This window comes from Pusillimonas sp. ANT_WB101, assembly GCF_008369125.1.
In the GTDB taxonomy this organism is placed as follows: domain Bacteria; phylum Pseudomonadota; class Gammaproteobacteria; order Burkholderiales; family Burkholderiaceae_B; genus Allopusillimonas.
The window spans coordinates 388,626-413,527 of sequence record NZ_VOAY01000002.1; the positions used below are offsets into that span (position 1 = coordinate 388,626).

The 24,902-nt window shown below is 55.0% G+C and carries 20 protein-coding genes and 1 pseudogene; 10 read left to right on the top strand and 11 right to left on the bottom strand.

Annotated elements, in window-relative coordinates; genetic code table 11:
- Positions 1-178: 178 nt before the first annotated feature.
- Positions 179-1,216, top strand: coding sequence for a nitronate monooxygenase family protein (locus FQ179_RS10740; protein ID WP_149397296.1), 1,038 nt, complete (start codon positions 179-181; stop codon positions 1,214-1,216).
- 59 nt (positions 1,217-1,275) lie between these two features.
- Here FQ179_RS10740 and FQ179_RS10745 read toward each other — a convergent pair whose 3' ends face one another.
- The 10 genes from FQ179_RS10745 to FQ179_RS10790 form a co-directional block, all read right to left on the bottom strand.
- Positions 1,276-2,976, bottom strand: a complete 1,701-nt coding sequence (locus tag FQ179_RS10745; protein WP_223146238.1) for a cbb3-type cytochrome c oxidase subunit I — start codon at positions 2,974-2,976, stop codon at positions 1,276-1,278.
- On the bottom strand, positions 2,973-3,941 hold the full coding sequence (locus FQ179_RS10750) for a c-type cytochrome (RefSeq protein ID WP_149397297.1): 969 nt from the start codon (positions 3,939-3,941) through the stop codon (positions 2,973-2,975). The genes FQ179_RS10745 and FQ179_RS10750 overlap by 4 nt, the downstream gene beginning before the upstream one ends.
- Positions 3,938-4,225: a hypothetical protein gene (locus tag FQ179_RS10755; protein ID WP_223146239.1), complete on the bottom strand. Its 288-nt coding sequence runs from the start codon at positions 4,223-4,225 to the stop codon at positions 3,938-3,940. The genes FQ179_RS10750 and FQ179_RS10755 overlap by 4 nt, the downstream gene beginning before the upstream one ends.
- Before the next feature lie 342 nt (positions 4,226-4,567).
- A complete protein-coding gene (locus FQ179_RS10760) occupies positions 4,568-6,508 on the bottom strand; it encodes a TRAP transporter permease (protein ID WP_149397298.1) in 1,941 nt (646 codons plus the stop codon).
- Positions 6,509-6,514: 6 nt separating this feature from the next.
- Positions 6,515-7,645: a TAXI family TRAP transporter solute-binding subunit gene (locus tag FQ179_RS10765; protein ID WP_149397299.1), complete on the bottom strand. Its 1,131-nt coding sequence runs from the start codon at positions 7,643-7,645 to the stop codon at positions 6,515-6,517.
- 271 nt (positions 7,646-7,916) lie between these two features.
- Positions 7,917-8,246 (bottom strand): YegP family protein, encoded by a 330-nt coding sequence (locus FQ179_RS10770; RefSeq protein WP_149397300.1) that lies wholly within the window; start codon positions 8,244-8,246, stop codon positions 7,917-7,919.
- Positions 8,247-8,454: 208 nt separating this feature from the next.
- Positions 8,455-11,559 carry a CHAT domain-containing tetratricopeptide repeat protein gene (locus tag FQ179_RS10775; RefSeq protein WP_149397301.1) on the bottom strand — a complete coding sequence of 1,035 codons (3,105 nt, stop codon included), beginning with the start codon at positions 11,557-11,559 and terminating at the stop codon, positions 8,455-8,457.
- Positions 11,560-11,592: 33 nt separating this feature from the next.
- Positions 11,593-15,126 (bottom strand): caspase family protein, encoded by a 3,534-nt coding sequence (locus FQ179_RS10780; protein WP_149397302.1) that lies wholly within the window; start codon positions 15,124-15,126, stop codon positions 11,593-11,595.
- 129 nt (positions 15,127-15,255) lie between these two features.
- Complete coding sequence (locus FQ179_RS10785) at positions 15,256-16,275, bottom strand: NADP-dependent oxidoreductase (protein ID WP_149397303.1); 1,020 nt, start codon at positions 16,273-16,275, stop codon at positions 15,256-15,258.
- A gap of 89 nt (positions 16,276-16,364) precedes the next feature.
- Positions 16,365-17,189, bottom strand: a complete 825-nt coding sequence (locus FQ179_RS10790; protein WP_149397304.1) for an IclR family transcriptional regulator — start codon at positions 17,187-17,189, stop codon at positions 16,365-16,367.
- Between the two features lie 349 nt (positions 17,190-17,538).
- On the opposite strand from FQ179_RS10790, the gene FQ179_RS10795 reads away from it, so the two are divergent.
- The 9 genes and pseudogenes from FQ179_RS10795 to FQ179_RS10835 all read left to right on the top strand — a co-directional run bounded on the left by FQ179_RS10795 (position 17,539) and on the right by FQ179_RS10835 (position 23,779).
- Positions 17,539-18,285, top strand: coding sequence for an SDR family oxidoreductase (locus tag FQ179_RS10795; RefSeq protein ID WP_149397305.1), 747 nt, complete (start codon positions 17,539-17,541; stop codon positions 18,283-18,285).
- 30 nt (positions 18,286-18,315) lie between these two features.
- The gene (locus FQ179_RS10800) at positions 18,316-19,173 is read left to right on the top strand and encodes a fumarylacetoacetate hydrolase family protein (RefSeq protein ID WP_149397306.1); all 858 of its coding nucleotides are present in this window, start codon (positions 18,316-18,318) and stop codon (positions 19,171-19,173) included.
- Positions 19,174-19,265: 92 nt separating this feature from the next.
- A complete protein-coding gene (locus tag FQ179_RS10805; RefSeq protein ID WP_149397307.1) occupies positions 19,266-19,937 on the top strand; it encodes an amino acid ABC transporter permease in 672 nt (223 codons plus the stop codon).
- A 1-nt stretch (position 19,938) separates the two neighbouring features.
- Positions 19,939-20,589, top strand: a complete 651-nt coding sequence (locus tag FQ179_RS10810) for an amino acid ABC transporter permease (RefSeq protein WP_149397308.1) — start codon at positions 19,939-19,941, stop codon at positions 20,587-20,589.
- 53 nt (positions 20,590-20,642) lie between these two features.
- Positions 20,643-21,470 carry a transporter substrate-binding domain-containing protein gene (locus FQ179_RS10815; protein ID WP_149397309.1) on the top strand — a complete coding sequence of 276 codons (828 nt, stop codon included), beginning with the start codon at positions 20,643-20,645 and terminating at the stop codon, positions 21,468-21,470.
- 55 nt (positions 21,471-21,525) lie between these two features.
- On the top strand, positions 21,526-22,272 hold the full coding sequence (locus FQ179_RS10820; RefSeq protein ID WP_304654095.1) for an amino acid ABC transporter ATP-binding protein: 747 nt from the start codon (positions 21,526-21,528) through the stop codon (positions 22,270-22,272).
- Between the two features lie 357 nt (positions 22,273-22,629).
- Positions 22,630-23,031, top strand: a complete 402-nt coding sequence (locus tag FQ179_RS10825) for a VOC family protein (protein WP_149397311.1) — start codon at positions 22,630-22,632, stop codon at positions 23,029-23,031.
- A 213-nt stretch (positions 23,032-23,244) separates the two neighbouring features.
- Positions 23,245-23,511 carry a type II toxin-antitoxin system RelB/DinJ family antitoxin gene (locus FQ179_RS10830; protein ID WP_149397312.1) on the top strand — a complete coding sequence of 89 codons (267 nt, stop codon included), beginning with the start codon at positions 23,245-23,247 and terminating at the stop codon, positions 23,509-23,511.
- A pseudogene (locus FQ179_RS10835) lies at positions 23,498-23,779 on the top strand (type II toxin-antitoxin system YafQ family toxin). The gene FQ179_RS10830 and the pseudogene FQ179_RS10835 overlap by 14 nt, the downstream one beginning before the upstream one ends.
- Here FQ179_RS10835 and ltaE read toward each other — a convergent pair.
- Entirely contained in the window at positions 23,736-24,899 is a 1,164-nt protein-coding gene (gene ltaE, locus FQ179_RS10840; RefSeq protein ID WP_149397313.1) for a low-specificity L-threonine aldolase, read from the bottom strand. The pseudogene FQ179_RS10835 and the gene ltaE sit on opposite strands and share 44 nt — an antisense overlap.
- Between the last annotated feature and the right edge of the window lie 3 nt (positions 24,900-24,902).

The following is a 24,902-nucleotide window of genomic DNA, read 5'->3' on the forward strand; positions in this document are numbered from 1 at the left end:
CTTTTAGGGTCATGTCAAGCAGATGGATAGGTATAACGCACAACGTGTATTTTGAGGTACGCTAGACTGCACAAATGCATTAGCAACTGCGTTGCTGACAACGACAGCACCCTGACGTTGGCAAGGCTTCAACCATGTGCCAAAGAAAAAATAACACTTGCAGAAAAGGATAAATAAAATGCGGCTACAGCAACTTCTGGGAATTGAGCTTCCCATCATCCAGGCCCCTATGGCGGGTGTTCAGAAAAGCGCGCTGACCATTGCGGTTTCGAATGCAGGCGGGCTAGGTTCCTTGCCTTGTGCACTGCTCAGCGCTGAAGAAATCAGCCGTGAGCTACACACCATACGAGATCAGTCTGCCCGCCCCTTTAGTGTTAATTTTTTCTGCCACGAACCGCCCATGCCGGATGAAAGCAAGGCCAGCGCCTGGCTGTCGCAATTTAGTGCTTACTATGCAGAGCTGGGCATCCCTCAGCCAGCCGCACCGTCAGCCCCTACACGCATGCCCATTAACAAGGAAATGGCCGAGTTGATATGCGAGTTCGAGCCTAGCGTTGTCAGCTTCCATTTTGGGTTGCCCTCGCAAGAGATTATGGACATCGTGCACCGTTGCGGCGCAAAAATAATATCGTCGGCGACCACAGTTGAAGAAGCACTGTGGCTGGAGTCGCATGGCGCTGACGCAATTATTGCCCAAGGCGTCGAGGCCGGCGGGCATCGAGGCATGTTCCTTAGCGAAGATATCAGCACCCAGGTGGGTACGTTTGCGCTGGTTCCCCAAGTCGTACAGGCCGTGAAAGTGCCTGTTATTGCTGCGGGTGGGATCGCCGATGCACGCGGTGTGAAGGCAGCCATGACCTTGGGGGCCTCAGGCGTTCAGGTGGGTACCGCTTACCTGCTTTGCCCTGAAGCAGCCACCAGTGCAGTTCATAGGGCCGCACTCAAAGGCGAGTGGTCTTCAGTCACGGCACTGACCAATATTTACTCGGGCAGACCCGCGCGCGCCATGTTCAATCGCATGATGAAAGAACTGGGGCCAATTAACCCTCTTGCTCCAACATTTCCATTGGCCTCGATAGCCTCCGCACCGTTGCGCGCCAAAGCAGAAAGCATGGGCAGTGACGCCTTCTCACCTTTATGGGCAGGGCAAAACACCTCCGGTTGCAAGGAGGTGTCTGCTGCAACGCTCACTCGCGAGCTAGCCGAATTGTTGTAAAGTCGGCATCGCTGATCCGTCCGCGATGCCGAAAGACACAGCTTGCGCCCTGCTGACACTCAGGTACGAACAGGCACCAAAGGTGGCGGTGCTGTATCTGTGCTCTTGGGTTCGTACACACGCGTTCCCAGCGATGCAGTAAAGCGCCACACAAACAGCAGGGTAACAAGCAGCAAGCCCGGGTAGCCGATACTGGCCAACAGGTAGGGTAGCGTTGCATTACCGGCCTGCACTGCTGGCAGGTTGAAACTTAGCAGGCCAAGCGTGATCACCGCACCAAAGACCCACAACGCCAGCAACCACATGCCTGCTTCGAAACCCGTCAAGTAGCTGCCCCAGCCAGTAACAGGTGGAAGGCCCCGACCCGAGACGGCCAGATCCGGGGCCGCCGCTGCCGAACGATGCCCCAGCGTGAGCAGATCGTATACCACCGTGATAGTTCCTACGCTGAATATCACCCCGAACACCGGCACCAGAATTTTGAACAGACTCATCGCCGGGAAGACATCCCCGCCAAACCAGTCTAGCCCCAACGTGCGATACACAAATACCTGCACGGTACCGCCGAGTGCGAACGCAAACGCCATGCCGAGCATGCCGATAAACAGTAGCCAGAACGATAGCTTGCCCACGCGCTGATCGTAATCGGTCAGCCCTCGCATCAACGGAACGGCGTAGTAGGCTGCACCGATGCCGAGCATGCCAAATGTGCCAAACAATGCCAGGTGCGCATGAGCCGGTGTTACCCAGGTGCCATGCGACCACACGTTGGTCAGCGCAAAGGTCATGGTAAAGCCGAGGATACCGGCGCCCACCTGCTCAAGTACCACCGAGCCAAGAATGAAGTAGAACGCGGGCGCGTTTTTCAGCGGCTTGCGATCATGGTGCGCGTCCAGATACACGTGCCAGAAGCAGAAGATAAGCGGCAGCGGTTCCAGCGCACTAAACAGCGAACCCCAGAACTGCCAGAACTCGGGTGTACCAACCCAGAAGTAATGGTGTGCATTGCCCAGCAAGCCTGAAAGCCAAACCAGTGTCACGCCCCAAAACACCGCATAACCCACGCTTTTGACCTTGGCGTCAAACATGAGCACGAGCAGGAAACCGACCAGTGCAATGTGGATGACTTCCCACACACCCTCAACCCAGTAATGCACCACATACCAGCGGAAATACTCCTGCAGGTCCAGCCGCTCAATGAAGAAGAACCCAAACAGCCATGCCAGGGTCAGCGCAGTCACACCGAGGCCAAGTGCCCAGTGGATTTCATTCCATTCACGTCGTGGCGGAAACGTTCTAAGCACCACATAGCACAGGATGCAGAAACCGATCAGGATCACGATGTCGGCAATACGCCCGGCCTCCAGGTACTCAAGCCCTTCTTGCAGCATGGGTTGCCCCAGCCACCAGCCGGCAACGCCAGTCTGGGCAAGATACTGGGTACACACGTTCCATATGGTGACCGCCACGACCGCAATAAACAGAAACTTGATCAGCCACGGCGCGGCCAGTTCGCGATTGGACAGCAACGGCCCGACAAACAGAATTGTGCCGATGAAACCGCACAGAATCCAGATGATGCCCAGGTTTAGATGCTCGGCACGCGCCACGTTGAAGTTAAATACGCCCGCGAGCAACGTAGGATCAATCTGCTGCAATGCCAGTAACATGCCGAAGCCGGCCTGAAACACGAACAGCACCAGCATGAGCATGAAGAACCGCAGGCTCAGACGTTGGGTTTGATACTGAATTTTGATCATTTCCCGTTCTCCTGCAAGCTGCGGATGTAGGCCACTATCGCTGCGACTTCATCATTCTTGAGCATGTTCGCGTACTCGGGCATGACACCCGCTGTATAGCCAGCGACAATCTGCGCGTTGGCATTGCGGACTGCTTCGGTCAGATAGGCATCGTCGGCAACCACCGTGGTGCCATCTGTCAGTGTGACATTGGACCCGTACAAACCACCCCAACCCGGACCAACCAGTTTCTGTTTGTCGGCCGCATGGCACGCCGTGCAAGCGTAATCCTTTACCAGTTGCGCGCCACGCGTAGTGGGGTCAACAGCCTCAGTGGTAGCAACAGTTGCCGCCGCAGAAACAGACTCTGCAACAGCCATGTTTAACCCAGGCGACGCGTACTTGAAGGTCAAGCCATCAACCTTAGGTTTGGGCGGCCAGCCTTCGGTATTCATAGCCGAAGTGTACTTAAGATAGGCGATCAAGCTGGACACTTCGTCAGCCGTCAGCGGCAGATTGGGCATGATCGAAGCATGGCCACCTCGCCGCTGTACACGCTCGGCAGCACCTGGGTATTTCTTGTAATAGTCGTCCAGCGATGCTGCCCCACTGTCTGTCGCATGCCCCTTATCTTGCAACTGTATCTTCAGCGCCCCACTGGTCGGCCATGTACCGGCCGAGGGCAGAAACGCGGCGAGCCACGCAGACCCGGCATGTTCATAGGTGTTGGTAAGATCTGGCCCCAGATACCCGCCGTTGCCAACCATGGTGTGGCAGCCCATACAGTTGTAGGCCTGGAATACACGTTTGCCGGCCACGGCTTCATGCGACCCGAAGCTGATGGTGTCTGGCGTTACCTGATTTCTGGAATCAATAAATGAAACCGCCGACAACCCCAGGAAGATTAGCATCATGAAAAACAGTACGATCAGCGCCATACGCCGGTAGTTCGCTTCCAGACATGGTTTGCCTTCGCCGCAACTCATGATGGTCTCCCGACGTCAGGTTTTGCAGACTCACGCGCTTGGGCAGCGGCAGCAGCGGCCGTCTCAGCGCGATCGAGCCCGTCGTGCTCGAACAAGGTGCGTGTAATGCGCAGAAGAACATAGAAGACGTACACCGCCAGCACAAAGCCGACCACGAAGTACACCCACCACATCGTGTGCGATTCGGGCCAATACTCAAAGTTGCGAAAGTATGGCCAGGACAGCAGAAACGACACTATGCTGGCCAAAATAGAAATCGTGAAATCAATCAGTCGCTGAGCCATACCACCCCCTTCCCAAGAGATGCTGCCGGCGCTGCTACTTCGCGAACCTTATCGTGTTATTGGGTTCGTATGCACGCTTGAATGAAGCCTACAGGTGCTTCTGAAGTTCAGCCTTAACCTGCATCAAGATTGGTGGGTGCACTATTTTTGAGCCGGATGATCATATTGGCGATGTCGTGCCGTTTTGCAAAGGGCGGCAAACCGCTCTGCCGGGAGAGAACGCGATCACTTCAGTCAGGAATATGTTCTTCTTGCTATTGATGGCTCCATCAACAAATACGGGCCTTGCAGCATGCCGAACCGATTGATGGAAACCATTTTTTTGTATTACCTGACAAGCCCCTAGCTTTGTGAGGTGCTGAATTTTGGGATGGCCCACAACCCTGCAATATAGATGCACGCCACCAACCCCAGACCCAACATATCAGTGACGGGTTCAGGGTAAACGAGCAGGCAGCCGCCCACAAATATACATACGCGCAGCCACCAGCCGATAGCACCTACTCGGTACAAGTAGCCTTCCAGAGCCGAAGCAAATAGCCAAACCGCGATGGTGGCCGTAATCGCCGCCTGAGCAATATCAAGTGCTGGGCCTTGCATGATTAACGCGGGGTTAATTACAAACAGGAAAGGCAAAATAAACAGGATGGCACCCAAACGCATGGCGTATAAGCCTGTTCGAGTGTTGTCGGAACCCGCCACGCCTGCAGCGGTAATGGAAGCCAGTGCGACTGGTGGCGTGATGTAGGACATCATCCCCCAATAAAGAATAAACAAGTGGCTGGCAAGTGGGTTAAGCCCTGCTGCGATGAGCGCAGGAGCGAGCAGGATAGACAGGAAAATATAGCAAGCGCTGGCCGTCATGCCCATGCCCAGCACAAAGCTGGTCACCGCGCCTGCGATAAGCATAAGAGGAACACTGCCATTGGCGTACAGTAAGAGTTCACGCGAAAAGGCGCCAGCCACTCCGGTGTATGAAAGCCCACCGACAACCAGACCAATGCCCGCCAAAATAGCCACCAGGTTGGCAACGCCTGTTGTCAATTCTGTCGTAAAGTCGACTGCTCGCTTAAGGTTTAAACGATGACTGCGCTTGAACAGAGAAATACCGAGCAAGACCAGGGTGGCATAGTAAGGCGCGTAGGCTTCCAGGCGCATAAACAGCAGCATATACACCAACATGGCCAAGCTAAACACATACGGCCAGCCGTCTTTCAGGGTGCTCTTTAGATCTGGAATTTCAGATTCAGGCAACCCTTTCAGGCCCCGACGAGCTGCATAGTTGTCTATCTGGAACAACAGAGCGATGTAAAACAGTAGCGCTGGCAGGAAAGCCGCCACCATGATGTCGGAATAGGGAACGCCCAAAAATGACGCCATAATGAAAGCCACTGCACCCATAACAGGTGGCATGAGTGTGCCGCCTGTAGACGCACAGGCTTCAACAGCGGCTGCGTAATGATTTGGGTAACCAGCGCGCTTCATGGTAGGTATCGTGATCGGGCCGGTAGTGAGAATATTGGAAATCACACTGCCTGAAAGGCTACCCAAAATACCACTCGACACGACAGCAACCTTTGCTGGCCCCCCGCGACTGCGACCCATTAGCGCTGTCGCAAAGCGCATGAAAAAGTCTCCACCACCTGTCGCTGTCAAGGCTGCGCCAAACACAACAAAGCCAATGACGAGATCGGCGACAACCTGCATAGGTATGCCGATAATACTTTCCACACCCATGACATGAGCACGGATAGTTTCGCCAAACGTGTAGCTGGTGCCCCACAGGAAACCAGGCATATAGTCAGCGAATAAGGGGTAGCTACCAAAAAACAGAGCAACGATTAACAGAGGCAAGCCGCCGCAGCGACGCACCCCTTCAAGAACAGTGATAAGCAGGACGCCGGATATAAGGGTTGCCTGCACGGGGGCAGAGTAATCCCAGCCCTCCTGAATAATGGTCAAGCCGTGGTAGCCAATATAAACGCATGATGCCAGTGCAGCCAGCGCCAGCAACCAGTCGAGCCACGATACCTTGGTTGCGCCACCTCGGGCCGGGAAACAGATAAAGGTGGCAGCCAGGTAAATACCAATCAGGTAGTAAAGATAAGAATTACCAAGAGGGGCAAAGCCTAGAAAATTAATATGAAAGGTTTGGTTTATGGCCATCAAAAGGCCCAACACACCCAGAGATAACGCAGTCCACTTTATGGGCCCACGCAACCGGGATTCGGTTTCTTTGGGTGTATCGGCAGCGATGACGACAGTGCTGTTAACTGAGCTCATGATTTCTTACTGAGCAAGTTGACTAAGCGTCTTTTTGCGACTCTGCTCCCAGATAGCTGCAAACTCTTCGTCTGACTTTCCTTTTCCTTCCTCGACGGCTTTGGGCCATGCAGCAATCAGTGCGTTCAGCCGTGCTGTACGCTTATCGTTCCAGGCCTGATGCTCGTCAGTCCAAATGCCACGCTCTTTAAGATAGCGAATGGCGCCAGCGTGAAAAGGCGCGTCAGCAGCTGGAACTCCGGCCATATCCATGGACCAACGACCCATGACAGCTGTCGCATCCTTGTAAAGGTTAAAGGTTTCGTCTGTAGCCTTGGTAAAGGCATAAGCCTCATCGTCAGTCATGTCTGCACGCACAACCAGCATGGGGTAACGGTACGCCGCAATGGCGACAGGCTTTTCTACACTGATGCCCGCACCGATTGTTTCGTTGAAAGGTTGCAGAAACGGCGCAATATCGGAAAGACGTTTCCAGCCCTCTTTGTCGTCGGCTGGAAGAGGAATCCAATGGATGCCTTTGGGAGAAGCTTGTAATTCGTATACCTGGCTTGGGGTTGTTGTGGTGCAAGACGCATCCGCCTCGTCTTTATTGACTGAGCTCATGGCCGCACTGTACGTCGGGAACAAAGTAGGAGCAACGTCCTTCAGGTCCATGTTTGCAAAAGCCAGGAATGCTTCGCACTTTACGTTGACGGATGGATTGCCGGCAACCAGAGCCAACCGCTTTCCTTTTAAATCTGATATGTTTTTAATGCCGCTATCTGCTGCAGTAAACACACCAACGGAAGCGGGCCGGCCAGCGAGTACACGTAAATTCTGAGGCCCCCAACGACGTGCCGAGAAATCGTGAATACCTTCAGTGGCAAAAAAGGTTTCGGTCGCCAGAAAGCCTACGTCAGCACGCTTAGTCAATATGGGCTGAAGACGCCCTATCGCAGAGCCCGAAGGCTGAATCCGAACCTTAGTACCAAATTTTTTGCCAAACGCGTCGGCAATGGCCGATGCTTCAGCATAACCGGCTGAACCCACATCGTAGGCCGTCCACGACATGGTGTCGGGAAGCTTTTGAGCAAAAGCTGTGGGCGCGCTCAGCGCCAGGCAGGTTGCTGTAGCAAGGGCAAATTTAGCTAGGCTCATTGTATCTCCATTGCCGTGCGCGATACGGGACTCAGCACATCGGCATCATCGTTATAGTTGTAGAGTTTGGCCGTTGGCCATTTCCCGAAGCAGTGTGCCTGAGCGGCGGCTTGTGACCAATTAGTATCTACAAAAGCAAACGTTTGGAGTACGTTAAGAGTGGGGTTAACGCTAATATGAACGGCACCCCACAAGTTGGATTGGTGTCCAACCTTTTGGGGTGCCGTTCAAAATACTGGCTGATTAAATTAGGTGTGCCCTGGCGCTTTTGTTAGGTTTGATCCTGCACTTTTGTTGTTGGGCCATTGTTCTTGACCGACTCTATACCCTTATCCCTTGCGGCCGAGCTTGTGTACATTTCGCTGCGTCCAATAACTTCACCATTACCGGCGGTCAGGTTGAAGTAGTCTGAGTTGTCTTTGGCTTTGAGCCGCTGGAAGCGGGCGTCGTCGGCAGAGTTTTTTTGCACGGAAGCAATGCCGTTTTCGGCTGCCGCCTTGCTGCTATAACGCTGGCTGGTCAAGATAACCTGATAATTACCCGCCCTGAGATTGAACATGTATTGATCACCGCTACGCTTGAGGATATAGTCGCCGCTCATGAATGCCTCCCAGTAGATATTGTGTCTGAGTACTATAAATCAATTCTCGAGGTTGGACGCTCCTGCTTTGGTTTACACAGCGTCGACGCAATCCACACGAGCGTATCATCGCGCGTCACTGACCGGCATGCGTGGTAAGCTCGCAACCGACTATTTCTGCCTGCTTCATAATGGCTCGTGAGTTGCGTATACCTGCAGAGAATTGACATCAAAGTTGCAGCAACGGCGCCCCGATCAACACAAACGGTGCCCAGGCCAGCGCAGCTTTCACGTCGGGCGCTACGGCGTTCTCTTCAACCTTGATGCCGGGAAGCCCTGCATGTCGGCCGTTCCGGCGTCGGGTCGGTTGCTCCCATTGGGTTTGCTTCCGGACGTCCTCAATCGCCTGCACTAGAATAAGACGAAGGTCCACTAAGCCGGATTGCGCCGCGTGGTCGAGTCCTTTGTAGAACGAGGTCATAAACATCTTGGCCGACGTATCGTCGACTGGCCACATGCTCGCGATGACGCTTTCGGCACCGGCTTCAAGTGCCGCGTTCGCCACACTAAGCAGTTGCGAGCTGTATCGCATGCCCGCCACAGCCGTACTGCAACCCGAAAACACCACCAAACGAGCAGCCCAGTCAAACTCCGTCAGCGCATCGAACCCAACCCACTCCTCGCCGCCCATCCCGTCAGCGAAAAGCAAACTCGAACGGTCTCCGTGGCGCAGATCGCCACGCCCGTGCATGGCAAGGTGGACGCTATCGGGCCGGTCTTCGCGCAAGCGTTTCTCGACTGCAGCGCACGTACATGCCTGTCCGATCAACGGGGTCGTCCCCAAGACGCTGCCGACAAGGCTGCACTCTTCGCGGGCACCCAGGAGGTCTCCGCGCGAGTCCCCTGCAACGAGTGCGTGTCGGCGTTGCGGTACCGTTCGTCGAAAACGCAATAAGGCAACACTAGGAAGATAGCTGATTGGATTGCGCAAAATCCAAGGCTTTCCATGAACCGGGATTGCGTGTAGCGGCAGGTTGTAGAGCACCTTATCCGGGACCAGCAGGATCGGCCGAGAAGCGGGGATCACTGCGGCAACAGCTTCCGCAAGCTCGCGCAAGAGCGGGTTGTGCATGCACAACTCCACGACCCGCTCCTCGCGTTCGGCCGCATTTCCTCGTTCGACCTGGTTGAAAGCCGATGTGTCACCCGTGACGCAGACGGGCTGAATCGCACCGTCGGCGACCACATACGCCGTGATTGCATCACCCCTCAAACTTACGACAAAGTCAACGAGCACCGAACGGTTGCCGGTGCCCAGCAGCAGCTGATGCGCTTCGTCCGCAGAGGGAAGTGCATCGGCGTATTCCCCAGCATTGACGGCTTTCAGAGCCTTCGCCTCGATGAGTCGCCGGCCCTTTGCACCTTGCAATGCCTCGAACGCGGCCGGAAATAGTTTTTCCCGAAAGAGTAGCTCTGCCAGCATGTATGGGACGTCTCGAAATTGGCGATCGAAGTCCGCTCGTTTCGGGCCAGGAGGAATCTGGGCTCTCATCCTCTCCGCTGCTGCTGTTGCACTGCGCAGGTGCGCAATCGCTTGCGCTGACGAAATCTTCTCAAGACGCTTCGCAAGTGCTCGGTGCGCAACGATTTCCCCCTGTAACGACAATGCTCCTGACTTAAGCAAGCTCTCGATTTCAGCTGCCGTCTGGTTCGCACCGGCAGCGTCACCAAGCTTTTCCAGAAGAGGTGTCAGACCCGCCAGCCGATTGACCAACGCTGGGTGGCCCTTTATTGATCTAGCGATCTCGACCGCTTGTCGAAAGTAATCAGCGGCCAAGGCAATCGCAGAATACGTTGCCGCGAACATAGCGAGTTCATTTGCCGACTGCCCCGCGTCTACGGCTCCACTCCTCTCTACCGGGTTGAGATCGAACCCTGCGACGATCTGGCTATGAACATTGCGCAAGGCGATGCTCCGGGCGAGCGGGCCGAGGGCCCCAAGGGGGTCGTCAATGTTGATGCCCGATGCGGCCATGGCCGACATTGTGCCAAGAACCATGAGTTCAGGGAGGGCGAGACCTCGAGCGGACGCCTCTTGACGAACTGCGCGACAGACATCGAGGGCTCTATCGATCTGCCCAAAGTCGAAGAACAGCGCCGCCGCATTGGCAGAGATACGCAAGGCCAAGCCTATATCGTTTCCTGCCCGAGCCAAGTTCACGGCCTCTTGCCAGCATGCAAATGCGCCAGACGGATTGTCATGTTGCTTCTCATGAAGACCCTGCTTAAATTGGTGCGCTGCCCGCGCATCCGTCTTCACGGCGGTGGCCTGCTCGAATCCATTCCGGTAGAACTCAACGTCAATGGACTTGCGGACATCGCCCACAGCGAGCTTGTGTGCGAGTTCGAACGCTTTGGCAGCCCCTACATCATCGCCAGCCTCTTGGCAGGCATTGGCCATCGCCATCGCGTTGACTGCGCGATTGTGCCCATCGTCCGACGGAAAAAGGCTTCTGGCGCGCTCCAGCATCTCCAGCGCAGGCTGCAGCTGCCCCAGCGCAATGAGTGTTTGGGCGTTTGTATCGAGTGCGATTGCCAAGTCAATATCAGTGACTCCGTTCTCTTCCAGCTGCGCGATTTCTTTGCTCAGGATTTCTCCCGCAGCGCGATACTCCCCGAGCCTCGCAAGACAGCCAGCGCGATTGGTCTGAATCATACGAATACCCTTTGGATCGGACTCGTACAGCAACGCGAGCCGAAAGTGCTCCAAGGCATCGTCAAACTGCGAGATATCGGACAGCACGAGGCCCAGGTTTCCGTGCGCCACTGCAAGCAATGACTTCTCGTTCGGCAGCCCGGAGGCGGCTTGGATCACGCATCTGTAGGCGTCCACAGCCCCGAGATTGTCACGTACCGCACGGCGCGCCTGAGCGAGTTGCGAGCAGAACCTAACCAGATCAGCGGGCCGATCGCAGACAGATGCCACTCGTGCAGCGAAAGCGGACTTGCGGCTCAAATCCTCCCAGGCACCCTGTCTGAAACAATCGCCGCAAACCTTTCGCAGAATCGGGCACGCTTGATTGAGCATCTCGACAACTTGTGACAGTGCGACTCGAGCGCGCGGATCGCCGTCCGTTAATGCCGCGATAAACGGCACGATCTTCCCTGCTGGAAGGACGAACGACAGGAACGCGCCAATATCCGCCTGGCGTACGAGGATAGCCGCAGCACACTCCTCATTCAGGTCCATCGTCTGCCAGTGGTCGATAACGAGTAACACAGGTGTCAAAACCAACTCTTCGATCGACAAAGCCTTGTTCAGGTCGCTCTGCATCACGGACTCCTCTTAGGGTGGGATGTCGTCAGCTTATTCGTCCTGCTGTATCAGCTTTGCCAGGCTGACAAGACCAGCCTCGGTGGTGAAATAGGTCAGGTGATCGCAGGCTACTTCGTCGAAGGTGGGAGAAGGTGTGTGGTTTGATGGAATAGCCCGGATCGCCTGGACGCTCGCCGCAATGTCATTCGGCTCGCCAAAGAAGGCGAGCAGTGTCGCCTGCTCATGCGCCATGCGGCTCGGGTCAAGCTTGCCCAACAAGCGCTGGAGTTTGCTCGAGTCTTGACCCGGATCGGTGACGAGTGGAATGAGCGAGGTGTTACCCGCGATCATGGAATACCGCGTGCCTGGATCACCATTATTTGCGAGTTCGTTTATGAATGCTGATCGGGGCGCCATTTGTGCGAGCGCCACCTGAACGTGATCGGCACGGCTCGCCGCCAGCGCACCAACTTTGGAGACAATCCGCGCGAGATAGCCAAGCGTGGTCGGCGGCCAGGGGGCCCTCGCCAGCCCGTTCAGACCGAAGCTCATGAGCATGGTGGCCCAGTCCGCCACTTTCGGCCATGGCGAGCCACCATTCGGCGTCCCTAGCATGACCAAATGCTGCACCACGCGGTAGCCTCCTTCCCGCTCGATGAACCAACGGGCAGCCAGCCCGCCCATAGAGTGCGCCACAATGCACAGCGTTTTGCCATGATCCGAACCCAGGCCGACACCTTCGAGCCGCTGCTTCAGATCGCGTGCCGTGTGTTCTATCGAGGTGTTCAGGTTCTCGTAGTCGAACGCCAGGACGAGGTCGAAGTTACTACCAAGCGGCGGGACGTTCGCGGGCACTCCTTCGGAGTAGGCGCTGAACGCCATCCGCTCGGTGTCGCCTATGATGCCGTGAACGTAGAGAACGATCTTATTTGCGGTTGCCACGCTTGCGCGAATGCGTTGCTCATCCGGCTCGCGCAGGAGTTTGCCTTCTTCAACCCGCGTCATTGTAAGCAGTGGATAGGTGTACGTGGTGCCAAGCCGCTCTGACACCACCTTCTTAAAATAGATGCAGATCGCGCCGAGTAGCGACCTGGCGCTCGGGTCGGGCAGACGTTCTAGGTGAATCGTGACCTGCCCGTCGTGCGACTCTGACCACCCCAGAGGAAGAATGAACTCGCCTTCGAGGCTCACTGGGAGCACATGTTCGTTAGCCGCCAGTTGGGCGGCGACACGCAACTGGAGTGGCGCGTCGGGCGTGACAGCCTGTGCGTTCTCGTGGGTGAAACCTTCGATCTGTAACACGTCAAGTACACCACCTTGACCACGACTTGTCGATAACGCAAACGGCTGAACCACGGTGGGGTCATCCACGAGCCACGGGGGTAGGGGACGGACCGGTCTTAGCGTGGGATCACGGCTGGTGGAAAGCGAACTCGCCAACCTGACAGTAGCCCGGAACGCAGCATGACCCAAAATTGAAACACCCGGCAGCAACTGAGCGAGTTCGCCGACCGGAGGAATCGCGACACCGTCGTGAGGACAGTGCACGACGAGCGTCACTGCTGTCGAGATCCAGTCGGCAATTACCCTGGCCTGTGCCTGCCCCGCATGGCGCGACTGGACCCGGCCCAGCATGTTCTGCAGCGTGTTATCGAATGCTACACCCCTGCTCGCGGTTGGGGGCTGCACGTAGCGTACGTCCAGATCGTCCTGATAAAGCAACGCGGGATCGCACTCCTCCGTGCTCGCGATCAATGCGAGAATGTCCTGCAATTCGGTCTTACCTTGATCGACGAGGTGGTCGGGGATCGTGAGCGGGATGTTCGGATCGAGGACACCGTCGCTATTCGTGAAGGTTGCCCAGGCTTCGCGGCCAGGTTCAATCCAGCCCGACAGCAGGCCGGTGAAGATGCCGAAGGTGTCCGGCAAGTCGAGAAGCAGGCAGAAGAGTCGGCGCGCAGATCGATTGGTAACGCGCAGTCTGAACCGTGGCGCGATGCGCTCCCCGTCGCGCAGGTGGTAATTCAACCGGATCGGTTGCTGGGCAAGATCAGCTGATACCAGGGTTGCGTTTCCGTTATCGTCGACAGTGAAAACCTCGAGTGCTACCGCATCGCGCGGTAGCGCGCTTGCCGGGTTATCGAGTGCCGCCACGCGCAGCCATCGAGCGATGTGCTCCAGTCGTTCGACCACGAGCCAGACACTCGCATCGTCGGTACCGCTCACCTCGCTCACGAGATCACCCGTATCGTCAATACGAGCGATGGTATAGCCGTTCTGCGTCGCGGTAACACGCAGCTCTGGCGCCTTTTTGCTCTCTTCCACCGTAAATATCGAGTGCCTCCCGGGCCCCCCCTCCGTGAGCGCCGTGCGCAGCCTCGCGGCCGCGATTGCCTCGCCGCAGATCTGGACACCTAACGGCGCAATCGGAAGGCTGATGATGACGGCCTTGTAGGTCAGTTCAGGATCGGGTTCCACACTATCGAGTGTGAGCACAACCCAACTCCTTCCAGGGTAGCGTTCTGACACCGTGGCCAGACCGATCGCACGAGTGACGTCAGCAAGTGCTTCGGACGACGTGGCAGACGGGAAGACCCTGAAGACGGTAGTCTCGTTTTCGGTTACTGGCGCTATGCCGTGCACCGCACCGCCATCGATCAACCAGCCAGCCTTACGGTCGTACGAAACGGTGAAGTATGCCGCGTGTCGACCAATTGCTCCACCTAACCACGGTCGGTCGAGATCTTGGACGTTGGTGGCATGAATTACTGGCGATTGCCGGCTACTGCGAAGACGCACGAGCGCGCTCGTGCGCTTGAATACGTCGCGATAGGTAATCGCATCGCCTGACGACTGAACAGCCTGCATCAAAGCGCTTGAAAAGCAGCCTCGCACCTGCCCGTCAACCCATGTTTCCTTGGCTTCCTCATCGTCTAGGCAGGCAGAAAGAACGACATGACGACCGTTTGGTATCAACAGCCATTGCTTACTGGCACGCCCATCAAAGCCCTGCGCGCCCAGCTGCGAAACTTCATGGGGCGTCACCAGGAAGGTCTTGGCATCGCGCAATCGCGTATCGGCGGGCGCGTGACGCACTCGCAGTTGCAACGCTTCGCTAACTGCCCGAGTTCCAGAGCCCGAGTGACAAGCATCGAGGACGACCAATACGTGCGGATTGTTCCTGGACACATGGGCAATGAGTTTGGCGAGTTCTTTGTCGGCCAGATCGTACTGGTCTGGCTGGCGACTGTCGTAGCACACCAGTGTCTCGTCCAGGCCATCTGGTTCAAGGTAACTGAATTCTGGCGGCGTGTACTCTTGAGAACCGTGACCACTGTAGTAAAACACCGCCACGTCGTCAGGGCCGGCGCGGCTCAGGTGTTCGATGAAACCCGCAATAATGTTCGCGCGTGTCGCCTGTTGGTCTACGAGCTTCCTGACCTCGATCTGTGCCCCCTCGGTCGACGCTGACGCATGCAGGAACGACTCAAACGCTTCAATGTCGTTTACGCACCCAGCCAAAGGGGGCACGGGTGCGGGGTATTTATCAATGCCAACCACAAGCGCGTAGACGGTTCGTGCCATGCCCGTGTCCTCTGCGTTAGGAAACTCAAACGATCAGACCCAAGTTAGGTGTCTTTCCCCAAGATGTCAACAACCTAACGCTACCGTCCTCTTGAACATAAAACGACGCATGCATCACGGATCCGGGCCCTACTCCGTAATATGTGCAAGCCTGACGAGCTGCTTGCCGAAACCTTTCCCTTCGAACAAATCAATAAATGCTTGCGGCGCGTTTTCCAGGCCTTCAATAATGTTTTCGCGATGCTGCAGTCTGCCGTCCCTGATTAATTGACCCAATCGGGCGACGGCCTCATCGTTGCGATCTTCGTAGTCATACACCACAAAGCCCTGCATCAGCGCGCTTTTCTGGATCAACCGTTCTGGCGCAAACTTGCCGCTTTCTGACGGGTGGTTGTATTGCGAAGTTTGCCCGCAGATGACAATGCGTGCGTGGTGGTTGATCAGCGACAGCGCGGCCTGAGTGATATCACCGCCAACATTATCGAAATACACGTCGATGCCGTCTGGGCAAGCCTGGTCTAGCGCTGTGCGCAAGTCATCGGTGGCGTGGTAGTTGACGACCGCGTCTAGCCCGAGCTCATCGCGCAGGTAAGCCACCTTCTCTGCACCGCCAGCGATGCCCACTACCCGACAGCTTTCGAGCTTTGCCAGTTGCACAGCCGTCATGCCGACAGCACCCGAGGCACCAGAAACAACCACGGTTTCGCCGGCGCGAGGCTTGCCGATTTCTTTAAGCCCGAAGTAGGCGCAGAAGCCCGGAACACCCACCACACCCAGATACGTGGACAGCGGCGCGACGTTAGGATCCACCCTCTTGGCCTTGCGACCGTCGGAAACAGAGTAAAGCTGCCAGGGCAGTCGCTCATAGACGAAATCGCCCGCGGCGAAATCCGCATGGTGCGACACAACAACGCGGCCGACAGAACGGCCGGTGAGTGGCTGCCCCACTTTAAAGCCGGCTGAATACGACTTGGGCTCTTCCATCATGCCGCGCATGCCAGGGTCAACCGACAAGTACAGCGTTTGTATAAGCATCTCGCCATCAGCCGGTTTAGGGATCACGGCTTCTACCAGTAGAAAGTCTTCGCGCTGGGGCTTGCCTTGTGGTCGCCTGGCGAGTGTGACCATTTGGTTGCGGTTAGGTGTCATTTGGCAGGTACTCCCGCTGATTTAGTGTTCATCATTCTGATAAACCAGTGTACTGCTGTGAAGAATTTGGTAGCCCGAAATACGTGGCGCTATGCCTCCGAGGTATCGTCAGCGCCCAACTGGTGTGACAGTCGCCTGCATATGTCCATTTGCACCAGTTTTACTTGCTCAATGGATGGGCATGGCCCACCATCTATGCGGGCGACATAAGGTACGTTGATTGCAGCAACGACCTGCTGCCCCAGGCCCCGAACCGGAAACGCCACGTTGGTAACCCCCTGGATCTGTATGCTGGGCATGACAGAATGGCCAACGCGTCGTACGTCGGCCAGCAGCGAAAACAGGTGCCCGGGATCCATTTCAAGCTCACCTTCAATCTTGATATGGTCGTTAAGCATGCGCGATCGCCCGATCTCATCCTGATACGAAAGCAGCACATGCCCGGACGACGTGTCTGTCAGGCCCATAAGCGAACCCAGCTTCAATCCGAAGGACCATCGTTCAGGGCTGTCTACTTGCGCCACCACGACCATTCGACCCTGCTCATATACGGCCAGATGACAAGATTGTCGCGTACGTTCGGACAGCTCGTTGAGCAAGGGCAACGCCGCCTGTGTAATGCGTTTAATGGGCGGTTGCTGGTGTGCGAGGCGAAGCATTTTGAGCGTCAGCGTATAGCGGTCATTGTCGTCGGCTTGGATATAGCCACGCCGCTGCATGACAACCACCATGCGAAATATCTGGCTGACGTTGCGATCCATTGCCTTAGCCAGTTGATTTAGGGTGTAGCCCTCTGACGAACCACTGAGCGCTTCGAGTATATCTAGCCCTTTTTCCAGGGCGGGCGCGTTGTAACGCGTCGCTGTATCACCCTGCGGCGTTGAGGGCGGCAGGCGGTCTGAATTTGGGTTCATTGAATGTTTTCTGTGAAAAAAGGCGAGGACATTAAGCGCTCTTGCCTGTTTAACCTCTAACGTAAAATAACTATTTTACAGATGAAATTAAATAAAATGATTTTATTAGGGTATTCACTAGAGATACGGGTAATCACTTACCAAATATTCATAAATAGCCCTATTTCTATTGGGTTTTTGTCGATATCATTCTTTCATACTAAATAAGAAATTCTATTTTATATACAAAACATAATTTGAATATATACCCAGAAAAAGTAGCAGTAGTAGCCATGCATGCCCGATCGGTCAGCGAGCAGGCTTTTTTGTGGAATGAGTCTGACCGATTGTCGATAAATCAAGGAGCATCATGACGGGACGTCTGGTAAACAAAGTCGCATTGGTGACGGCGGCAGGAAACGGAATCGGCAGAGCAACAGCGCTGCGCTTCCAACAGGAAGGTGCACGAGTCATCGCTACCGATATCAATGAATCTGCCTTGCAAGGGCTACAGGGGTGCGAGACATTACGCCTGGATGTCACCGATACCAAGGCAATCAATGCGCTGGTTCAAAGCCTAGGTCGCATCGATGTGCTGTTCAACTGCGCGGGCTTCGTCGACAGTGGCTCCATATTGGAGTGCAGCCGCGAGGCGTGGGACTTTTCGTTCGAACTGAACGTATCGTCCATGTACGAAATGTGCCGCGCAGTATTGCCAGGCATGTTGGATAGACAGCACGGATCAATCGTCAACATGTCGTCCGTCGCATCCAGCCTGAAGGGGGTATCGAACCGCTTTGTATACGCGACCACCAAGGCGGCCGTCATTGGGCTGACGAAAGCCATTGCGGCCGATTTCGTCAACGCAGGAATTCGTTGTAATGCGATTTGCCCGGGCACCATCGAATCCCCGTCACTGGTTGGCCGTATTGAAGCCCAGGCAAAAGAACAAAACCTTTCCGTGGCCCAGGTGCGTGACGCGTTTATCGCTCGCCAGCCCATGGGGCGCATTGGCTCGCCAGCTGAAATCGCTGCACTGGCGGCATACCTGGCTTCTGACGAGGCCGCATTCACCACGGGCACAGCCCAGATCATCGATGGTGGCTGGTCAAACTAACGTCATTTTTAATTTCAGCAGGAGAAAAACATGAAACTTCTTCGTTTTGGCCCAGTGGGTCAAGAAAAACCGGCAATGCTCGATAGCAACGGAATCTGCAGAGACCTGTCATCAGTGATCGACGACATCACTGCCGAGACCCTCTCACCCGCTGGTCTGGCTGCCTTGCGTGCCATAGACCCGAACACACTGCCAAAGGTCGCAGACACGGGGCGTATTGGTGTGCCACTGCGCACCCCAGGCAAATTCTTGTGCGTTGGGCTGAACTATAGCGATCATGCTGCCGAGACGGGAGCCGACGTGCCAGAGGAACCCATTCTCTTCAACAAATGGTCTCGACCCTCAGGGGCTAATGATCCCATTGTGCTGCCACGCACGTCCACTAAAACAGACTGGGAAGTCGAGCTTGGTGTCATCATCGGCACCAAGGCACGCTATGTATCGATGGACGACGCCTTGTCATACGTGGCTGGTTATTGCGTGATCAACGATGTGTCCGAGCGTGAGTATCAACTTGAGCGTGGCGGCACCTGGGACAAGGGCAAGGGGTGCGATACGTTCGGCCCAATCGGCCCCTGGCTCGTAACGGCTGATGAAGTGGGCGACCCGCAAAACCTCGATATGTGGTTAGACGTCAACGGAAAGCGCTACCAGAACGGCAACACGCGAACAATGATTTTCAACATTGCATCGTTGGTTCACTACATCAGTCAGTTCACTACGCTGTACCCGGGTGACCTGATTTCTACGGGCACACCACCCGGAGTAGGCCTGGGCCAAAAGCCGCCCGTCTATTTGAGAGATGGCGATACGGTCACGTTGGGTATACAGGGCCTGGGTGAACAAAGCCAGCGTGTATCCGCTTGGGATGCTGCGTTACTTGACTGACTGCCTTACCAACGCACTTCGGGACGGGATGAGCACCTCCCGCCCGAATGAGTTGGTAGCGCACGATGACGCTGATTGGGTCGGATAGCCGCATGAACTATCACTTTCAATTCGATGCTGTCTTTGCCGCCTGGCCACTTTTATTGACCGGCACAATAAACACCATTGAGCTTTCGCTGGCCGCCATGGTCATTGGCTTTTTAATCGCCGTTTTTTGCTCATGGGGCAAGAGCAGCACGATACGCCCGTTGCATTGGTTTATTGACGCGTACATAGAGACTATTCGAAATACGCCCTTCTTGATTCAACTCTTTTTCTTTTACTTTGCACTGCCCACGGTGGGGCTGCAAATGTCGGCGACGACCGCTGCACTGGTAGCCATGTTTGTGAATCTGGGCGCCTTTTCCACTGAAATTTTGCGTGCTGGGGTCGAAGCGATTCCGAAAGGACAAGTGGAGGCCGGCCTGGCTCTGAACCTCAAGCGTTATCAGGTGTTTATTCACATCGTGCTACGTCCCGCATTGCGAAAAATCTTTCCTGCTTTATCTAGCCAATTCATTTTGCTAATGCTTACGTCAAGCATAGTCTCGACGATCTCGGCAGACGATCTGGCTTCAGTAGCTGCGAATATTCAGTCGCTAACGTTCCGCAGCTTTGAAATCTATATTGTGGTGACGATTATCTACTTTCTTCTGTCTCTTTCGTTCATGGGGCTATTCAGGCTGGCGTGGCGTCGTTTCTTGTACTACCCGGAGGGTCGTTGAAATGCGTGAACTTTCAGTGACCGACCTGTGGACCATTGTGCTTGCTGCCCGCTGGACGCTGGCATTGGCGGCTATCGCTCTAACGGGAGGCGCCATAGGCGGGCTAATCGTTGCCTTGGCACGCACATCCCCGTCCAAATGGTTAATTGTGCCGGCACGGACATTCATTATGGTCTTCCAGGGCACACCGCTGTTGATGCAGCTCTTTCTGGTTTTCTTCGGCTTTCCAGTACTTGGCATAACGGTGAACCCTTGGATTGCGGCTGGGGTGGCGTTGATACTTAACACCAGCGCATTTCTGGGCGATATTTGGCGCGGCTGCATTGAGGCCGTTCCAGCGGGTCAGGTCGAGGCGGCAAACGCACTTAACTTGTCGACCTTTCATCGACTTAAAGATGTGATTTTGCCGCAGGCGGCGAAAATTGCGGTGCCCCCAACAGTGGGCTTTATGGTGCAGATCATCAAGGGTACCTCGTTGACCGCAATTATCGGCTTTTCTGAATTAACCCGTACTGCACAGATTATCAACAACTCGACGTTCTCGCCGATGCCAGTTTTCGCGCTGGTGGCATTTATTTACTTCTGCATTTGCTGGCCGTTGTCAAAGTGGTCACGTCGTCTGGAGCGACGCCTTTCTGCGTCGTTACGCTAAGACGCGTAACTCAACCATAAGTATGTACATACGATAATTTCAAGGAGATAACCATGTATAACAATTTTCTGAAGAAGCTTTTAAAGCGCTGCCTCGTACCAATGATGGGGTCGCTGCTCATAGCATCGGCCGGCGCATCGCATGCCGCCGATTCTGGCAATTACTGGCAATCCGTCAAGGACCGCGGCGCCATCAAGGTGGGTGTGCTTGTTGATTGGCCGCCTTATGCTGCTGCCACTGCCCAAAACGAGCCCGATGGCTACGATGCAGATGTAGCCAAGCTTTTGGCCAAGCATTTTGGTTTGAATCTGGAGTTCGTCATTATGACCGGCCCCAATCGCATCCCGTTCCTGCTAACAGACAAGGTCGATGTCGTGGTGGGATCGCTGGCAATTACCCCCGAGCGAAAAGAACAGGTTCAGTTTTCCAACCCTTACTCGGCAGCAAGTATGGTGTTGCTTGGGCCGGTCAATGTGAAAATATCCGAACCCAAAGACTTTCCTAACTACCGAATCGGTGTGCCTCGTGCGAGCACGACGGATATCGGGTTAACCAAAGTGGCACCCAAGGACACCAAGCTGCACCGTTTTGATGATGATGCGTCAGCCTTGCAGGCAATGCTGGTAGGGCAGATCGATGCTGTGGGCACGTCCTCCGTGATAGCCGCGAGTATTCAAAAGCGCTACCCAGGTAAATTCAAGGTTCTGTATGTCATCAACGAACAAGTAATGGCCATCGCAATGCGCAAAGACCGACCAGAACTGCTCAAGGCCATGAACGAATTCATAGCCTCTGAAGTGGCCAGCGGCAAGCTGAATGCTTCGTTCGAAAAATGGCTTGACATGCCCCTGCCCGCCTCTGTCACCAACCCGTCGAACTAATACAAACGGCTCAGTACGCGCGCCGGCGGCGCGCGTCATTATGGATAACGCTTCGATGACAGACGTACAGCCCATTATTACCTTTTCCGGCGTGGAAAAATGGTACGACCAGTTTAAGGTGCTTCACGGTATCGACCTAAATGTCGCTCGCGGTGAACGTATTGTGATCTGCGGGCCTTCAGGCTCGGGAAAATCTACCCTTATTCGTTGCATCAACGGCCTCGAGAGCATTCAGTCTGGTCATATCGTTGTCGCGGGGATCGATATTACCGCCAACCGTCATAACGCCGAAAAAATTCGTCGGCACGTTGGCATGGTGTTTCAGCAATTTAACCTGTTCCCGCACTTGACGGTGCTTGAAAACTGCACCCTCTCGCCAATACGATCCCAGAAAGCCAGCAAGGCCGAGGCAAAAGAAGTGGCTATGCATTACCTTTCGCGCGTGCGTATTCCTGATCAGGCCAACAAATACCCCAGCCAGTTATCAGGTGGCCAGCAGCAACGCGTCGCAATTGCACGAGCCTTATGCATGAAACCAGAGATCATGCTTTTTGATGAACCCACTTCGGCACTGGACCCTGAGATGGTCAAAGAGGTTCTGGATACGATGATTTTGTTGGCCGACGATGGCATCACCATGTTGTGCGTCACTCACGAAATGGGATTCGCCCGAAGCGTGGCCGACCGAGTCATTTTCATGGCTGACGGCAATATCGTCGAGCAGGCACCACCCGAAGTATTCTTTACATCGCCAACACATCCAAAAACGCGCAGCTTCTTGGGGCAGATTCTGAATCATTAATCTCCGCACGGGGAAGTGTGTTCATGTTTTCTGAGCCATAACAACGCGTTCATATCGATCGACACCGCTACCATCCCGTTCGACGGTAGCGCGACTACGTCCTTATCACGCTTGAGATTCAGCTGTTTCTCCAAACCCATTTCTCTGTTTGCATACGCCAGCTTGGCGCGGAGCGCCACCACCGCTGAGAATTACAGCGCGCCGATGCAAAACGCTGTAAATTGAGATTTAAGGAATAGGCCACAGCGGTGAATTTTGGGTTTCGTTTTATCCGTGCTGTGGGGCAACTGGCCCAATTTGCGCGTCAGATCAAGGCGTACAGTTGCGTCAGCAACAGACTCAACGCATGAGGGAATAATGACCACACCCATCACCAAAGGCGCCAATCACATCGGGCTCACCGTATCAAAAATTGAAGAGAGTGCGGCCTTTTTTGTTTCCATTCTCGGATGGAAAGAGTTGCGCAGAAATAACGAGTACCCAGCCATTTTTGTGGGCGACGGCAGTGTCGTGCTGACGCTATGGGCAGTAAAAGGGCTGCCAGCTACGCCATTCGATAGAAAAAGCAATGTGGGCCTGCATCATCTGGCATTACTCGTCGAAAGCGAAGCCTCGTTAAACGAAGTTCACGAGCGTCTGAAAAAAAGCGGGACGCCAATAGAGTTTGCACCGCAACAGGTGGGGCTAGGCCCTGCGAAGCACATGATGTGCTTCGAGCCCAGTGGCATTCGGGTGGAATTTATTTGGCCGGGAAACTAAGCCTGGTTTGACGCGTGGAGCACGTTGCGCTGTTGCAACTGTGCGCTTACAGCACAGCGCGCTTGAGCGCCTCGGGGCTAAACGCCACCCGAAATGGGCGAAAATGCCTGGAACACCGACCACGCGCAGAAACTTCAACAGTGACGCGCTTCTTGTAATGTAGTTCTATTGTGACTACAACCTAGTCTTACATGCCATTTTCGGAGAATCACCATGAGCACCGCCGACACCTACGTCCGCGCTCGCATAGACACAGACACCAAGGAGCGTGCTGCCTGTGCGCTCGAAGCAATGGGGTTAACGATATCCGATGCAATCCGTCTACTAATGCTGCGCATCGCCGACGAACACCGCCTCCCCTTCGACGTTAAGGTACCGAACGTCAAAACAAAAAAAGCTATTGCCGAGCTAGAAGCAGGTAAAGGAAAGACGTTTTCCAGCATTGACGAACTGATGACTGACCTGCATGCGGACGATTGATCGCTAATCGGCCTTCAAACGAGATGACAAGCGTGAGTCCAAAGGACGACACCGTGCCACACTAGATGACACGCTTAAGTCAGTGTTAATTCTGTTGGCAACCGACCAGCCCTTAGAAACACGGCACCGCGATCATGACCTGTCCGGCGATTGGGCAGGCTACCGTGAATGCCATGTCAAACCTGATCTGCTACTCATCTACCGCAAGTCTGATCCAGACACGCTCAGACTGGCTCGACTTGGTTCGCACAGCGAGCTTTTCGGCTAAACACCTCTGAATAAAACTCTTTGAACGCAGCGATGGTTTCATCGATGTCGGCTGTGGTCACGTCCATATGCGTTACGAGACGGGTAGTCGGTGCGATGCCGGCATAAATACCGCACTTTCTTAGAAATACTGCAAGATCCGCGCAGTTGGGCTCGGGAATATCAACATAGACCATATTAGTCTCAGGCTGCCGCACGGTGATTTGCGTAATATCGGCAAGGCCGCTGGCAAGCCGGGTGGCGTTCTCATGATCTTCTTGCAGGCGTAAAATATTATGATCCAAAGCATATAAGCCTGCCGCAGCCAAAATGCCGGCCTGGCGCATACCGCCCCCCAACATTTTGCGCCAACGCCTCGCGCGTCCAATAAACTCTTCGGTTCCGCACAGAAGCGAGCCGACGGGCGCACCCAAGCCCTTGGAAAGACAAAACGACAGGCTATCAAACCCTTGTACAGCGTCAGGCAGACTGATGCCGAGTTTTGTCGCGACATGCACGACGCGGGCACCATCCAGATGTGTAGACAAACCCTTTTGATGTGCAAGCGCCGTGGCCGAAGCCACATAATCCAGCGGCAGTACCCGGCCTTGCCAGGTATTTTCCAATGCGAGCAATCGCGTGCGGCTAAAGTGAACGTCATCTGCCTTAATCGCGCGCCGGATATTTTCAAGCGCCAACGTGCCATCCGCCTCATGAGCTATCGGCTGTGGCTGAATGCTACCCAGCACAGCCGCACCCCCGGTTTCGTACTTGTAAAGATGCGCTTCTTGCCCCGCGATGAACTCGTCGCCCCTATCGCAGTGGGTCATGAGTGCAAGCAAGTTGCTTTGGGTACCCGAGGGCACGAACAGCGCAGACTCATAATTAAAGAGTGCAGCCGCCCGTTCCTGCAACAGGTTAACCGTGGGATCATCACCCATCACATCGTCACCGACTTCGGCGGCGGCCATGGCGGCTCTCATCCCTGAACTGGGCCGGGTAACCGTATCACTACGCAAGTCTATCGATTTCGGAAAATCTATCGATTTAAGTGCATCTGTCGAGTTAAACGTACCTGTCGATTTAAGTGAATCTTTCGACTCATGCGAATCTGTCGATTTAAGCGAATCTGTCGATTTCATAAT